Origin of the sequence: Amycolatopsis sp. CA-128772 (genome assembly GCF_002904295.1) — a bacterium.
In the GTDB taxonomy this organism is placed as follows: Bacteria; Actinomycetota; Actinomycetes; order Mycobacteriales; family Pseudonocardiaceae; genus Amycolatopsis.
Genome location: NZ_PPHG01000079.1, coordinates 40,347 through 55,114, shown reverse-complemented (window position 1 = coordinate 55,114; position 14,768 = coordinate 40,347). Strand labels below are relative to the sequence as shown.

Here is a 14,768-nt window from a genome sequence, read left to right as displayed (position 1 = left end):
CAGCCCAGGGAAGGCCCCAGTATGCGAGCGACAGTCATCTACGGTGCCGGCGACATCCGGGTCGAGACCGTGCCGGACCCGAAGCTGGCCGAGCCGACCGACGTCGTCCTCCGGGTCGTCCGGTCCTGCATCTGCGGCAGCGACCTGTGGCCGTACGCCGGCATGGCACCCAGCGAGCACGGCCGCCGCATCGGGCACGAGTTCCTCGGCGTCGTCGAGGAAACCGGCGCCGACGTGACCACCGTCAAGAAGGGCGACCTCGCCGTCGCGCCGTTCGTCTGGTCCGACAACACCTGCGAGTTCTGCCGCGAAGGGCTGCAGACCTCCTGCCTGCACGGCGGCGGCTGGGGCGCCAAGGGCGTCGACGGCGGGCAGGGCGAGGCGGTCCGCGTGCCGCAGGCCGACGGCACGCTGGTCAAGCTGCCACCCACCGAAGACGACGACCTGCTCGCGTCGCTGCTGACGCTGTCGGACGTCTTCTCCACCGGCCACCACGCCGCCGTGAAGGCGGGCGTGCGCGCGGGCCAGAACGTCACCGTGATCGGCGACGGCGCCGTCGGCCTCTGCGCCGTTCTCGCGGCGAAGCGGCTGGGGGCCGAGCGGGTCGTCCTCATGGGACGCCACCGGGCGCGCACCGACCTCGGCCGCGAGTTCGGCGCGACCGACGTCGTCGCCGAGCGCGGGGACGAGGGCGTCGAGAGGGTGCGCGAGCTGACGGACGGCCGGGGGACGCACGCCGTTCTCGAGTGCGTCGGCACGAAGGGCGCGTTCGAGATGGGCCTCGGGGTCGTCCGCGCGGGCGGTGCGGTCAGCCGGGTCGGGCTGCCGCAGTACGAAGACGGGCCGATCGGGGTGGGTGTGTTCCGCCGCAACGTCACCGTCACCGGCGGGGTCGCGCCGGCCCGGCACTACATCCCTCAGCTGCTGCCGGACGTCCTCGACGGCGAGTACCGGCCCGGCCGGGTCTTCGACCGGACCATCGACGTCGAGGGCGTGCCGGACGGCTACCGCGCGATGGCCGACCGCGAAGCGCTGAAGGTGCTCATCAAGCCGTGACCCGTCCGGGTGGGGGTCCGCCGGTCGCGGCCCCACCCGGATTACGTTGGTACGCATGGACATGATCACCCCCGAGCCGCGTCCCGCCTGGATCGCCGGCCGCCCCGAGGCGGGCGCCACCACCCTCGTCGTGCACCACCCGTACGACGGCAGCGAGGTCGCCACGGTCGCCGTGCCCGGGCCGGAGCAGGTCGAACGCGCGGTGGCCGCCGCCGCGGCGGTCGCCAAGGAGTTCCGGCGCACCCCCGCGCACCTGCGTGCGGGCGCGCTCGACCACGTCTCCCGCGTGCTCGCCGCGCGCGCCGAGGAAATCGCCGAAGTGATCACCGCCGAAAACGGCAAACCGCTCAAGTGGGCCGAAGCCGAGGTCAAGCGCGCGGTGTCGGTGTTCCGCATCGCCGCCGAGGAGGCGCGCCGCTTCACCGGCGAAGTCCAGCGCCTCGACACCGACCCCGCCGGCGAAGCGCGGCTGGCGCTGACCCGGCGTGTCCCACGCGGGCCGGTGCTCGGCATCGCGCCGTTCAACTTCCCGCTCAACCTGGTGGCGCACAAGGTGGCGCCGTCGCTGGCGATCGGCGCGCCGATCATCGTCAAGCCCGCGCCGCGGACGCCGTTGTCGGCGCTCGTCCTCGGCGAGATCCTGGCCGAGACGGACCTGCCGGAAGGCGCGTTTTCCGTGCTGCCGCTGGGAAACGAGGAAACGCAGGCGCTCGTCGCCGACCCGCGGCTGCCCGTCGTGTCGTTCACCGGCTCCGGCCCGGTCGGCTGGTCGCTCAAGGACGCCGCCCCGCGCAAGCACGTCGTGCTGGAGCTCGGCGGCAACGCGGCGGCCGTCGTGCTGCGCGACTGGCCCGATCCCGAAGGCGCCGCGCACCGGATCGCCACCTTCGGCAACTACCAGGCCGGCCAGTCCTGCATCGCGGTGCAGCGGGTGATCGTGGACGCCGCGGTGGCCGAGGAGTTCGTGCCCGCGCTGGTGGAAGCCGTCGAATCGCAGCGCACCGGCGACCCGTACGACCGCAACACCGACGTCGGCCCGGTGGTCGACGAAGCCGCCGCCGAGCGGATCGTCGCCTGGATCGACGAAGCCGTCGAGGCCGGCGCGAAGGTGCTCACCGGCGGCACCCGCGACGGCGCGACCGTCGCCCCGACCCTGCTCACCGACGTCCCCGCGGACACCAAGGCGTGGAACGAGGAGATCTTCGGCCCGGTGCTCGCGGTGTCCGTTGTGGACGGTGTGGACGACGCCTTCCGCGCGGTCAACGAATCCGCGTACGGCCTGCAGGCCGGCGTCTTCACCACGGACGTCCAGCTGGCCTTCCACGCGTCGGCCGAGCTCGAGGTCGGCGGCGTGATCATCGGCGACGTCCCGTCCTACCGCGCCGACCAGATGCCCTACGGCGGCGTCAAGGGCTCCGGCGTCGGCCGAGAAGGCGTGCTGGCCGCGATGCACGACCTCACCGAGGAGCGCGTCACGGTCTTCACCGGGATCGACCTCTAGCTGACGACGCCCTGCCCGAACCGGAAGACGTTCTGCGGGTCGTACTTCTTCGAGACGTCCTCGAGCCGTTTCGCGTTGTCGCCGTAGTAGGCGGTCTTCCAGTCGGGCAGGGCCGGATCGATGTAGTTGACGTACCCGCCGGCCGCGCCGGCGTCGGCGAGGCCGGCCACGACCTCGCCGATCGACTGCGCGACCTTCCCGCGGGTCTTCGCCGTCGCCGGTGCGTAGACCTGGATGCTGGCCAGCGCGTCGCGGTGCCAGAACGCGGTGGCGTCCTTGGCCGGGGCGGCAACCGCGCCGCCGAGGCCGTCGACGAGCAGATCCGTACCCGCGCGGCCGTCGGTGACCGCGACGAGCTTCGCCGCGTCGACCGGGGCGGTGATGATCCGCGACGACGCGAGAAACGACTGGCGGTTCGAACTGCCCTCGAAGTACTTCATGGCGCCCAGGTAGTCCAGGCTCTTCACCACCCGCTGCGTCGGCCGCGCGGCGGCGTTGGTGGTCAGGTTGTTCAGCAGCGTGTTGAGCCCGGCCGCGCCGCCGACGTAGCAGCCGCCGACGCGGCACTGGACCGGCGCCCCGCCCGAGAGCACCAGGTTCGCCCACAGTTCCGGCGGCATCGCGGCGATCCACTGCTGCCACGCGCCGAGCACGTTCGCCGCGGACCCGGCCGGGAAGTGCAGGGAGAACACGGTCAGGTCCGGCGCCGGATCGGTGTCGAAGGTGAACTCGGTGACGATGCCGAAGTTGCCGCCGCCCCCGCCGCGCAGAGCCCAGAACAGGTCCGGTTCGGAGTCCGCGGACGCGGTGAGCGTCCGGCCGTCGGCCGTGACGACCTGCGCGGAACTCAGGTGGTCGCAGGTCAGGCCGTACTTGCGGGCGAGCACGCCGATGCCGCCGCCGAGGGTCAGCCCGGCGATCCCGACCGTCGGGCACGACCCGGCGGGCAGTGCGCGCCCGGCCCGCGCCAGCCCGGCGTAGACGTCCTTCAGCTTCGCGCCGGCGCCGATCACCGCCTTGCTGCCCTGGACGTCGACCTTGTTCAGCCCGGCCACGTCGACGACCAGCCCGCCCTCGGGCACGGAGTAGCCGGCGTAGCTGTGGCCGCCGCTGCGCGCGGCGATGGTCACTCGCCCGGCGGCGGCCTTGAGGCAGGCCTGGACGTCCTGGACGGTCTGCGCGGTCGCCACGGCGACCGGGTTGTTGCCGTCGAAGAGCTGGTTGAACCCGCGCTTGGCGGTGGCGTAGGCGTCGACGCCCGGGCGGATCAGGTCACCGGTCAGCTGGCTGCGCAGCTCGTCCCAGTTCGGCGGCCCGGTCGGCAACCGGGTGGCCGGCGGCGCGGACGAGGTCACCGCCGGAGCGGTCGAGGCGACCGGCGCCGAGGGCGTCTCCGGCCCGCATGCGGCGACGACGGCGCCGGCCGCGGAGACGCCCGCGATCCGCAGGAACGCCCTCCGCGGGACGCCGGGCCGTCCCTGGTCGTGCTCACTGTCCACAGCGGACTCCTCGGTGCCGGGAACGCCCAGTGTAGAGCGGGCGCAAGGCGTTCACCGGACGGAGCGGACCGGTCACGCCCAGGCCGGCAGCGGAGGCACGGCACCGTCGAGCGCGGCGCCGTCGGAGCGCCCGCTGAGCCAGGCCAGCAGCGCCCCGGCGGACCCGCGGACGGTGGTCTTCGGCGCGGCCCCCATCGTCCACTCGAACCCGTCGGCGACCAGGTGCAGGGCGGGCAGGTGGGCCGCACGCGAGGTGACGGCGTGCTGGACGACGTCCTCGGCGAGCGGCCCGAGCAGCGCGAGCACCCGGTCGAGGTCGTAGCCGCGGCCGAGGTCGGCGAGGTGGACGGCGAGTTCGGACAGCCGCATCCGCGCGACGACGGCCCCGGTGACGGGCTGGCCCTGCCGGTTGCGCACTTCCCGCGCCCAGACGTCATCGGCCAGCCCGGCGGCGTACTGCTCGAACCGCCCAGCCGAGGCGACGAAGTCCGCGAGCAGCTCGGCGGCCGCGCGCTGGGCGCCGGTTTCGATGTCCCGGTCGCGAGCCTCGGGACTCGGGTACATCGGGGTCTCGACACCGGTGTCGGCCCAGGTCAGCAGGTTGCGCAGCCCATCGGCATTGCGGGCGACGTGCGCGAGAACGTGCGCGCGCGACCACCCGGGCAGGGCACTGGGCGCCCGCAGCTCGGGTTCCCCGAGGCTGCCGATGGCCCGCGCCCATTCGTCATCGAGTTTCCGGACCCCGTCGAGCAGGGCATGTGCCTTGTCGGATGCCGTCACGGCCCCGAGTCTAGGAGGATCGGCGCAGTGCGGCGGGAGCATCCGCCGGGACGGCCGGGTTCTTCGGCGCGATCGGCTCCAGCCGCACGTACTCCGCGTCCTGCCGCGGGCGCTGGTCCTCCTCGCCCTTGTTCGGCCAGAACGAGAATGCGCGCTCGGCCTGGGCCGTGATCGTCAGCGAGGGGTTCACGCCCAGGTTGGCCGTGATCGCCGCGCCGTCCACCACCGACAGGCCCGGGTAGCCGAACACCCGGTGGTACGGGTCGATCACGCCCTCCTCCGCGGTCGCGCCGATCGGGACGCCGCCGATGAAGTGGGCCGTCAGGGGGATGTCGAAGATTTCGCCCCACGTGCCGCCCGCGATGCCGCCGATGCGGTCCGCCGTGCGCTCATTGGCTTCGTGGCCCGCCGGGATGAAGCTCGGGTTCGGCTCGCCGTGGCCCTGCTTGGACGTGTACTTGCGCCGCCCGAAAAGACCCCGGCGCGTGTACGTCGTGATCGAGTTGTCCAGGCTCTGCATCACCAGCAGGATCACCGTGCGCTCGGACCAGCGGTAGCCGTTGAGCAGCTTCGCCGCCTGGATCGGGTGCTTCGCCATGAACGTGACGGCCTGGCGCCACCGCGGCACCGGCGAAGCGCCGTCCGTCGCGATCGTCTGCAGCAGGCTCATCGCGTTGCTGCCCTTGCCGTAGCGGACCGGCTCGATGTGGGTGTTCTCGTCCGGGTGGATCGACGACGTGATGGCAACCCCGCGGCTGAAGTTGCGGCTCTCGTCGACCTCGGTGCGGGCCGCGCCGATGATCGCCTCGGAGTTGGTGCGGGTCAGCTCGCCGAGCCGGCGCGAAAGCCGGGGCAGCGTGCCCGTGTCCTTCATCTTGTGCAGCAGGTTCTGGGTGCCCCACGTCCCCGCGGCGAAGACGACCTTCCCGGCCGTGATCGTCGTCCGGAAGCGGCGGGACGTCGTCCCGGTCTTCTTCAACGAAACTTCGTAGCCGCCCTCGATCGGCCGCACCGAGGTCACCGTCGTCAGCGGGATGACCTTCGCGCCGTCCTGCTCGGCGAGGTACAGGTAGTTCTTGACCAGCGTGTTCTTCGCCCCGACGCGGCAGCCGGTCATGCACGAGCCGCACTCGGTGCAGCCGACGCGCTCGGGGCCGGCGCCCCCGAAGTACGGATCCGCGGCCTTCGAGCCCGGCTTGCCGAAGTAGACGCCGACCGGCGTCGGGTGGAACGAATCGGCGACGCCCATGTCCTTCGCGACATCGCGCATCACGACGTCCGACGGGGTCATGGTCGGGTTCGTGACGACGCCCAGCATCCGGCTCGCCTGGTCGTAGTGCGGCGCGAGCTCGGCCTCCCAGTCGGTGATGTGGGACCACTGCCGGTCGCGGTAGAACGGCTTGAGCGGCCGGTACAGCGTGTTCGCGTAGACCAGCGAACCGCCGCCGACACCCGCCCCGGCCAGCACCATGACGTCGTTGAGCATGTGGATGCGCTGGATCCCGTAGCAGCCGACCTGCGGCGCCCAGAGGTAGCGCTTGAGGTCCCACGACGTCTTCGCGAACTCGTCGTCGGCGAACCGGCGCCCGGCCTCGACGACGGCTACCCGGTAGCCCTTCTCGGTGAGCCGCAGCGCCGCGACGCTGCCGCCGAACCCCGACCCCACCACGACGACGTCGTAGTCGGGGCCACCCGCACTGGTGGTGGTGTTACTGGCAGTCACACCTGGAGCGTAACTCCGGCTCCGCGTTCTGACCAGAGGTAAGTTACCGGCCAGTTACGCTTGTCGGATGACAACAATGGGTACCTTCGAAGGTGCGTGATGTCCACGTCGCGACGCACCGTCGGGCGGGACACCATTTCCAGGGAGGCACCGCGATGAGCTCACGAACGCTCACCGGGTGGCGCAAGTCGAGCCACAGCCACTTCGAAGAGAACGCCTGCGTCGAGATCGGCACAGGCCCCGGCGTCGTCGGCGTCCGGGACACCAAGCACCCGGCGCCCGGCCGGGTGCTCGTCTACTCCGCCGACGCCTTCGCCGCGTTCCTCGCGCGGCTCACCGGCGAACGGTGAGCCCGACCCGCTGGAACTCCTTGAGGTCCGAGTAGCCCGTCTTCGCCATCGCCCGGCGAAGCGCCCCGAAGAGGTTCACCACGCCTTCCGCGTCGGACGACGGCCCGAACAGCAGGGTCTTGAGGTCGACGGCGTAGTCCGGCCCGGCCGCCACGCGCGAGCGCGGCAGCGACGGGTGCGCGGCCGCCGCCGTCCAGTACAGGCCCTGTCCGGGCGCGTCCGACGCGGCGGCCAGCGGGGAGCCGAGCATGACGGCGTCCGCGCCGCACGCGATGGCCTTGGCGATGTCACCCGACACCGTCATGCCGCCGTCGGCGAGGACGTGCACGTACCGGCCGCCCGTCTCGTCGAGGTAGTCGCGGCGGGCGGCCGCGGCGTCGATGATCGCGGTGGCCATCGGGACGCCGATGCCGAGCACGCGGTCGGTGCTCGTCACGCCCGGGGTGTAGCCGTGGCCGACGATGACACCCGCGGCGCCGGTGCGCATCAGGTGCATCGCCGTGCGGTAGTCGCTGACGCCGCCGGCGATCACCGGGACGTCGAGGCGGCCGATGAAGTCCTTGAGGTTCAGCGGCTCGGCGTCGCGCTGGACGTGCTCGGCGGAGATGATCGTGCCCTGCACGACCAGGATCTCCACCCCGGCCGCGATCAGGTCGGGCGTCAGCTCGGCGGCGTGCTGCGGGCTGACGCGCGCGGCCACCGTGACGCCGGATTCGCGGACCGTCTTGATCGCCTCGGTCAGCAGGTCGAGCCGGATCGGCGCGGCGTGCAGCTCCTGCAGCACGCGGCCGACCGCGGTCGGGTCTTCGAGGTCCTCCGCCGCGCGGACCAGCTGGAAGATGGCGTCCTCGACGTTCGCGTGCCGCGCCCAGAGCCCTTCGGCGTTCAGCACGCCGAGGCCGCCGAGCTCGCCGACGGCCACCGCGGTGCCGGGCGAGACGATCGCGTCGGTCGGGTGGGTGACGAGCGGCAGGTCGAAGCGGTACGCGTCGATCTGCCAGGCGGTGGACACCACCGAGGACGAGCGAGTCCGCCGTGACGGCACGATCTCGACGTCGTCGAGGTCATACGCCCGCCGCGCGGTGCGGCCCATCCCGATCTCGACCAGGTCCCGCACGTGAAGCCTCCTCCGCCGACGACAATCTGCCGTGCCCCATTGTCGCTAGGCCGCGTGGGTGACCCGCGCACGGGGGTCTACACCCGCACGAACACGGCGACCGGCGCGAGAATGGCGCCCAGCGCGAGGGCCAGCCAGGTCGCCACCGGCGGGTAGACGTTCAGCCGGACCGCGCCGAAGTACACCGCTCCCAGCGCCAGCAGGCTGGCGACGATCAGCAGCACCGGCCGGACGACGCCCTGGCGCAGGTCGACCACGCCGCCGCCGGCCCGCAGGTAGGCGATGCTGCCGTCCGCCGTCGACACGTCGAGCGTCACCGGCTGGCCGGTCGGCAGGTCCAGGCCGGGGTCCACCGCGGTGACGCGGAAGTTCCGGTCATCGGCGTCGACCGCGATGGAGTGGCTCACCGCGTCCTCGTTGCCGCCCACCGGGAGCGCGCCGCGCGTGTGGGACACCACGTGCCCCTCGACGCGGTACGTCGGCGCGTCCCGCCCGGCCAAGACCTGGCACATCAGGCAGACGACACCGCCGAGGAACAGCGACACGAGCGCGACGGCCGTGAAGAACACCCTGCGCAGGACCGTCATGTGTCCTAGTGCACACCACGACGGCCACGCAAGGCGATAGACCGATTACCGTAAGCACGCTAGGTCACGGTGACACAGCGAGAAGCCCGCACTTCGGACCGGTCCGAAGTGCGGGCCACGCTGCTTTGGGTAGCGGAAAAGATCTAGCGGGTCGTGTAGTTCGGCGCTTCGACCGTCATCGTGATGTCGTGCGGGTGGCTCTCCTTGAGCCCGGCCGCGGTGATCCGGACGAGCTGCGCCTCCTGCAGCTGCGCGATCGTCTCGGCGCCTGCGTAGCCCATGCCGGCGCGCAGGCCGCCGACCAGCTGGTGCACCACGTTGGCCAGGGGGCCGCGGAACGGGATGCGGCCCTCGATGCCCTCCGGGACCAGCTTGTCCTCGTTGAGCACGTCGTCCTGGGCGTAGCGGTCCTTCGAGTACGACTTGCCCTGGCCGCGGGACTGCATGGCGCCCAGCGAGCCCATCCCGCGGTAGACCTTGAACTGCTTGCCGCCGACCAGGATCAGGTCACCCGGCGACTCGGCGGTGCCGGCGAGCAGGCTGCCCAGCATCACCGTGGACGCGCCGGCCGCGATGGCCTTCGCGATGTCGCCGGAGTACTGGATGCCGCCGTCGCCGATCACCGGGATGCCGGCCGGGCGCGCGGCCTGGTCGGCCTCGTAGATCGCCGAGATCTGCGGCACGCCGACGCCCGCCACGATCCGGGTGGTGCAGATGGAGCCGGGGCCGACGCCGACCTTGATGCCGTCCGCGCCCGCGTCGACCAGCGCCTGCGCGCCGGCCCGGGTCGCGACGTTGCCGCCGACGATGTCGACCGAGTCGCCGAGCTCCTTCTTCAGCAGCGCGACCGTGTCGACGACCGCGCGGGAGTGCCCGTGCGCGGTGTCGACCATCAGGACGTCGACGCCCGCGTCGGCCAGCGCCATCGCGCGCTGGTGGCCGTCCGGGCCGACGCCGACCGCGGCGCCGACGATGAGCCGGCCGTCCGGGTCCTTCGTCGCCTTCGGGTACTGCTCGGTCTTGACGAAGTCCTTGACCGTGATCAGGCCGCGGAGCTTGCCCGCGCCGTCGACGATCGGCAGCTTCTCGATCTTGTGCCGGCGCAGCAGGCCGAGCGCGGCGTCCGCGGAGACGCCGACCTGCGCGGTGACCAGCGGCGGCTTGGTCATGACCTCGGACACCGGGCGGCTGTGGTCCACCTCGAACCGCATGTCGCGGTTGGTGATGATGCCGACGAGCGTCCCGGCCGCGTCGGTGACCGGCACGCCGGAGATGCGGAACTTGGCGCACAGGGCGTCGACCTCGGCCAGCGTCGCGTCCGGAGCGCAGGTGACCGGGTCGGTGACCATGCCGGCCTCGGAGCGCTTGACGACCTCGACCGCGGCGGCCTGCTCGTCGATCGGCAGGTTGCGCTGCAGGACGCCGATGCCGCCCTGGCGGGCCATGGCGATGGCCATCCGGGCTTCGGTGACGGTGTCCATCGCGGCGGACACCAGGGGGACGCCGAGGGTGATGTTCCGGGTCAGCCGGGAGCTCGTGTCGACGGTGCTGGGAACGACGTCCGATTCGGCCGGCAGCAGCAGCACGTCGTCGAAGGTCAGGCCGAGCATGGCGAACTTGGCCGGAACGGGGGCGGTGGTGCCGTCGCTGGTCATAGCGGGTGAAGGGCCTTCCTGGCGCGGGATGAGCGTGTCGCTGTGGCGACTCGGAGCCTTCCCCTCATGATATCCACCGCGCGCCGCCCGCCCCGGGCGGTGGGCGGGCCGGCGGGGCCGCCCGGTACCGTGCTGGCCGTGGCGCACGATGTCCTGCCTCCAGACCCGTTCGCGGACGACCCGGATGACCCGGCCCGCGCTTTCGGAGACCCCGAGGACCGGCTGGACGAGCCGATCAGCGACTCCGAACGCACCGAACTGCTGGCCGATCTCTCGGATCTGGCGGTTTACCAGGCCCTGCTCGAACCCCGCGGGGTACGCGGCATCGTGGTCGACTGCGGCGAATGCGACGAACCGCACTACCACGACTGGCACCTGTTGCGAGCCAGCCTCGAGCAGCTCCTCGCGGACGGCCGCATGCGCCCGCACGAGCCGGCCTACGACCCGAACCCGGGCGACTACGTGAGCTGGGACTACTGCCGCGGCTTCGCCGACGGCGTCACCGCCAACGAGAGCGCCTATTGAGCAGCTCCGCGGACATGGAAAAGCCCTGGTGAGTTTCCTCACCAGGGCTTTTCCGTGACTGCGGTGGTGTCGTCCCGCCGCGCGAGCCGCGATGACAGCTGCCGGGGTTGCCGCTGCTCGGTGAGCCGGCCTCGTGGCCGCCAACGTCGCGCTCCCCGGCAAGGTCATGGCACCACTGCCGGGGAGAACTCCTGTTACGGCGTCTCGCCGACGCCCTGCGACTGGCCACCCGCGGATTCGCTGCGCGGCGTGCCCGGCTCGTTCCCCGTCGCACCGGTGGTGGTCGGCGGGGGCGGGGTGGTGGTCGGCGGCGGAGTGGTGGTCGGCGGCGGGGGTGTCGGCGTCGGCGTCACGCTGCCCGGGAGGCTCGTGGTGCCGCTGCCGCTGCCGGGGAGGGACGATGCCGAGCCGGCCGGCGGGGCCGGGGTCGTGGGTGCGCCGGGTGAGACCGGCGGGATCGAAGTCTGGATCGGGCCCTGGACCGGCGCTTCGGGGTTCTGGAGCTGGGCGGCGAGCTGCCGGTGCTGCTCCATCAGCTGGTCGCGGTTCTCCTCGTCGGTGACCTGCGACAGCGCGGCCTGGGCGTCCTGGAGGGCCTGGCGGGCGACGTCCAGGTTGCCGCCGGCGATGGCCAGGTTGGCCTTCTCGAGGTCGAGCTTGGCCGTCGCGGCCGCCTCGACCGAGCGGGTGTGGTCGGAGTAGAGGACCTTCGCGAGGCCCCACAGCGTGTCGCCGGGTTGCGCGGAGCGCGCGGCCAGCCCGGTGCCGGTGAACGCGATCGCCAGCACGGCGGCGGCGACGGCGACCGGGACGAGCAGCCGGCGGCGGCGTCCGCTCGAAGCGTGCCGCTTCGCCAGCGCGGCGGTGCTGACGGTCCGCACGGCGGTGTCGACATCGACGAGCTCGGCCAGCGGCTCGCTGTCGATGTCTCTTCGCCACGCCACCAGCAACGCGTTGAGCTCCTGGTCGCCGAGACCGTCGGCCAGCGCCGGGTCGGACCCGCCGAGCGCGTCGAGCAGCGCGTCGTCGGCCTGCACGGCCGACAGGTCGGCGGCGAACTCCGCCTCCGACGCCGTCAGGCCACTGCCGAAAACGTCATCCGGCTCGAATCTCTTCTCGTGACCGGTCACTCAGATCACCTCCTCCGCGGCCAGGACCTTTCTCAGCCGCGCGAGGGCGCGGTGCTGGGCGACGCGGACGGCGCCGGGGGTGGAGCCCACCGCATCCGCGGTCTCCTCCGCCGACAGGCCGACGACCACGCGCAGCACCACGATCTCCCGCTGCTTGTCCGGCAGCACCTGCAACAACTGGGACATCCGCTCGTTCAGTTCACCTTGCAGCGCCCGCTGCTCGGGGCCGACCCCGCCCTCGACCTCGTCGGGGATCTCGGCCACCGGCTCGGCCCGGTTGCGCGCCGCCGCGCGGTGCGCGTCGGCCACCTTGTGCTGGGCGATCCCGTAGACGAAGGCCAGAAAAGGGCGGCCTTGATCGCGGTACGAGGGTAAGGCCGTTAGCACCGCGAGACACACCTCCTGCGCAACGTCGTCCGCCGAAGCGAACGATCGCTCCTGCCTGCCAACCCGAGCGCGGCAATACCGCACCACTAGTGGACGGATAGCAGCCAGCAACCGCTCGACTGCCTGGGGATCTCCCTCGACAGCAGCGGCGACCGGTTCATCCAGTCCATCCCCCACATTGGCCATCGCAGACAACAGTCCCAGTGTTACGTGTAGGTGGGCAAAGAACCCGGCCCGTGGTCGCCTCCACCGCGCACCGGTGACCGCTACCGTACCTGCGGCCCGGCCCCGTGCGGCGCGCACGGTGGTCCCCGGCGTGCCGCAGCGGCCGGAGCCGCGGAAATACGGATTGTCGTGCTGATCCGCGGTCGACGTCGCCGGTTCAACGAGCGAACGGCGTCGCGGGTACGAGAACCGTCGGAGGACGGTGCCGGGCGGCGGTCGGCCGCCGGGCGGCGCCGGTTTGTGATGGGGACCACACAGGTACGGGCCAGGGCGGTGCGCCCTGGCCCGTCGTCACCTGTGAACCGGCCGTGTCAGGAACGGGGAGAGCAGCAGGTCAGCTGACCAGGCCGCGGCGGAAGCCGTGCGCCACGGCCTGCGCGCGGTCGCGCACGCCGAGCTTGCGGAACAGCCGCCGGGCGTGGGTTTTGACCGTGTCCTCGGACAGGTAGAGCTCGCGGCCGATCTGGCCGTTGCTCTTGCCCTGGCTCATCCCGCGGAGCACCTGAAGCTCGCGCTCGGTCAGCTGGACGCCCGGGTCGGACGGCTGACGGGGCGCGGGCACCGAGGTGCTCGCCAGGGTGTGGGCCAGCGCGGCGACCAGCTCCGGCCGGGACGCGTCCCAGCGGAGGTAGCCGCGGGCACCGCCGGCGATCGCGGCGGCGATGCTGCCCGCGTCGTCCGGGGCGCCGAAGACGATGACGTTCGCCTGGGGGTTGGCCGAGACGAGCCGCCGGGTGGCTTCGACACCCGTCGGGACCGCGCGCTGCGTCCCGACCAGCACGACGTCGACGGGCTGACGGGAGTACCGGGCCAGCAGCTCGTCACCGTGCGCTACGCAGTCGATGCGACTGACCCCAGGGACCGCGGACATCACTCGGGTGAGCCCTTCACGGACACTGCGTCGGTCGTCGCAGATCAAGACCGTCGTCACGGGGTTTCCTTCCTGCAGCCGGGTGACATTCCTCTTCCCCTATCGGACGCTTTAGCCCGAACCTTGACACGATCCGGTGGCTTTTTTTGAAACTTCTTAGCCCGGATGCCGGAACACCCCATTCCGACGGCTCAACCACCCGGGACGGGGACCCATGGTGATTCCCCCGCAACCCTCCTCCCGCAAGGATCTGCGCTTCGTAACACTGCGTGCAACACCTGCGCCACTCTGAATCGATACTCCTCGGCGTGTCCTGGGCGCAGGTCGGCCGCAACGAGGGCCGCCGGCCACGAAAGTGAAAGCAGTTCGCATTCCTCCGCCGTCGCCATTGCATTTCCGACAAGGTCGTCCGAAATCTGCCGGTGATCGGGCGCGCCGGCCGCCCGCAGGGCCACGGCCAGCACAATCCGGGATTTCACGACGTGCCGCCGAGCGCCTCGGGCGAGCGCGGTTTCCAGGGCACGCTCGGCGTGCGGCACGGCCTCGGCGCCCTGACCTGCGGCGAGGGCGATTTCGGCCCCGACCCACCCGCCGCGGACGGTGGCCCGCCACCGGGGATCCTCGGCGGAGGCCCGCTGGGCAAGCCGCCGCGCGGCAGGGAGGCGGCCGAGGGCGAGGTTGTCGGCGGCGAGGCCGAGGAGGGCGTCGGCTCTTGCGCCGGGGGCGTCTAGGCCGTCGGGGTCTTGGCCGGTGAACGGGCGGGCAGCTTCGGCACCGGCGGGGCCATGCCCGGTGGCCAGTCGGGCGACTTCCTCACCAGCGGGGCCATCCCCGGTCGCCAGTCGGGCGACTTCCCCACCGGCGGGGTGGTGCCCGGAGGCCGGGTGGGCGACTTCCCCACCACCACCCGAGCCATCCCCGATCGCCAGGTGAGCAACCTTGGAGAAGGCTTCGCCGTCCAGCCCGCGGGCCTGCCAATGGCCGCCGAGTTGCCGCCGGTGCGAGGCGAGGGTGCTGGCGGCGAGCGAGGCCGTCACCGGGTCGCGGTCTTGCCGGAGGCGGCCGAGCAGGGTGGCAGCCGCGGCGTACCTCCCCTGGGCGCCCAGCACGATGGCGGCAAGCAGCCGTTCGCGCGGGCTCCCGCCGCCGCGCACGGCGGCGGGGTCCGGGCGCGGGTCATCCCCGAACGCGGCGGCCCTCAGGGCGGGTTCGTGCACCCGTCCTTTCTAGCGGTTCACACCGACAAAAACATGATCGAACTACCGCCACGCCCCGGACCGTCGTGCCCCATCCGTCCCGGGGGCGCCCCCCGGTTCCAGCCTATCGGCGGGCTGCGACAGAACCGGCGGATCGCGGCTCGGG

14 protein-coding genes are annotated in these 14,768 nt (G+C 72.2%); 4 read left to right on the top strand and 10 right to left on the bottom strand.

Annotated elements, in window-relative coordinates; translation table 11 throughout:
* Window positions 1-21: 21 nt before the first annotated feature.
* Both C2L59_RS32550 and C2L59_RS32545 read left to right on the top strand, forming a co-directional pair.
* Window positions 22-1,056 (top strand): zinc-dependent alcohol dehydrogenase family protein, encoded by a 1,035-nt coding sequence (locus C2L59_RS32550; RefSeq protein ID WP_103353368.1) that lies wholly within the window; start codon window positions 22-24, stop codon window positions 1,054-1,056.
* Window positions 1,057-1,111: 55 nt separating this feature from the next.
* On the top strand, window positions 1,112-2,557 hold the full coding sequence (locus tag C2L59_RS32545; RefSeq protein WP_103353367.1) for an aldehyde dehydrogenase family protein: 1,446 nt from the start codon (window positions 1,112-1,114) through the stop codon (window positions 2,555-2,557).
* Here the strand turns inward: C2L59_RS32545 and C2L59_RS32540 are convergent.
* From C2L59_RS32540 to C2L59_RS32530, 3 genes are all read right to left on the bottom strand, one after another.
* Window positions 2,554-4,056, bottom strand: coding sequence for an FAD-binding oxidoreductase (locus tag C2L59_RS32540; RefSeq protein ID WP_103353366.1), 1,503 nt, complete (start codon window positions 4,054-4,056; stop codon window positions 2,554-2,556). The genes C2L59_RS32545 and C2L59_RS32540 overlap by 4 nt on opposite strands.
* Before the next feature lie 72 nt (window positions 4,057-4,128).
* Entirely contained in the window at window positions 4,129-4,836 is a 708-nt protein-coding gene (locus C2L59_RS32535; RefSeq protein WP_103353365.1) for a maleylpyruvate isomerase family mycothiol-dependent enzyme, read from the bottom strand.
* Between the two features lie 10 nt (window positions 4,837-4,846).
* Window positions 4,847-6,559, bottom strand: a complete 1,713-nt coding sequence (locus C2L59_RS32530; protein ID WP_103353364.1) for a GMC family oxidoreductase — start codon at window positions 6,557-6,559, stop codon at window positions 4,847-4,849.
* A 155-nt stretch (window positions 6,560-6,714) separates the two neighbouring features.
* On the opposite strand from C2L59_RS32530, the gene C2L59_RS32525 reads away from it, so the two are divergent.
* On the top strand, window positions 6,715-6,909 hold the full coding sequence (locus C2L59_RS32525; protein ID WP_103353363.1) for a DUF397 domain-containing protein: 195 nt from the start codon (window positions 6,715-6,717) through the stop codon (window positions 6,907-6,909).
* On the opposite strand, the gene C2L59_RS32520 is transcribed toward C2L59_RS32525, so the two are convergent.
* The 3 genes from C2L59_RS32520 to guaB form a co-directional block, all read right to left on the bottom strand.
* On the bottom strand, window positions 6,893-8,026 hold the full coding sequence (locus C2L59_RS32520; RefSeq protein ID WP_103353362.1) for a GuaB3 family IMP dehydrogenase-related protein: 1,134 nt from the start codon (window positions 8,024-8,026) through the stop codon (window positions 6,893-6,895). The genes C2L59_RS32525 and C2L59_RS32520 overlap by 17 nt on opposite strands.
* Before the next feature lie 77 nt (window positions 8,027-8,103).
* Window positions 8,104-8,613, bottom strand: coding sequence for a hypothetical protein (locus C2L59_RS32515; RefSeq protein ID WP_103353361.1), 510 nt, complete (start codon window positions 8,611-8,613; stop codon window positions 8,104-8,106).
* Between the two features lie 143 nt (window positions 8,614-8,756).
* Complete coding sequence (guaB, locus tag C2L59_RS32510) at window positions 8,757-10,268, bottom strand: IMP dehydrogenase (RefSeq protein WP_103353360.1); 1,512 nt, start codon at window positions 10,266-10,268, stop codon at window positions 8,757-8,759.
* Window positions 10,269-10,397: 129 nt separating this feature from the next.
* On the opposite strand from guaB, the gene C2L59_RS32505 reads away from it, so the two are divergent.
* Window positions 10,398-10,793 carry a DUF5319 domain-containing protein gene (locus tag C2L59_RS32505; protein WP_199199366.1) on the top strand — a complete coding sequence of 132 codons (396 nt, stop codon included), beginning with the start codon at window positions 10,398-10,400 and terminating at the stop codon, window positions 10,791-10,793.
* Window positions 10,794-10,987: 194 nt separating this feature from the next.
* Here C2L59_RS32505 and C2L59_RS32500 read toward each other — a convergent pair whose 3' ends face one another.
* From C2L59_RS32500 to C2L59_RS49380, 4 genes are all read right to left on the bottom strand, one after another.
* Window positions 10,988-11,923, bottom strand: coding sequence for an anti-sigma-D factor RsdA (locus C2L59_RS32500; RefSeq protein WP_103353358.1), 936 nt, complete (start codon window positions 11,921-11,923; stop codon window positions 10,988-10,990).
* Window positions 11,924-12,496: a sigma-70 family RNA polymerase sigma factor gene (locus C2L59_RS32495; RefSeq protein ID WP_026468912.1), complete on the bottom strand. Its 573-nt coding sequence runs from the start codon at window positions 12,494-12,496 to the stop codon at window positions 11,924-11,926.
* Window positions 12,497-12,869: 373 nt separating this feature from the next.
* Complete coding sequence (locus C2L59_RS32490; RefSeq protein WP_003073605.1) at window positions 12,870-13,466, bottom strand: response regulator transcription factor; 597 nt, start codon at window positions 13,464-13,466, stop codon at window positions 12,870-12,872.
* A 131-nt stretch (window positions 13,467-13,597) separates the two neighbouring features.
* Complete coding sequence (locus C2L59_RS49380; RefSeq protein WP_233223800.1) at window positions 13,598-14,623, bottom strand: hypothetical protein; 1,026 nt, start codon at window positions 14,621-14,623, stop codon at window positions 13,598-13,600.
* Window positions 14,624-14,768 lie beyond the last annotated feature (145 nt).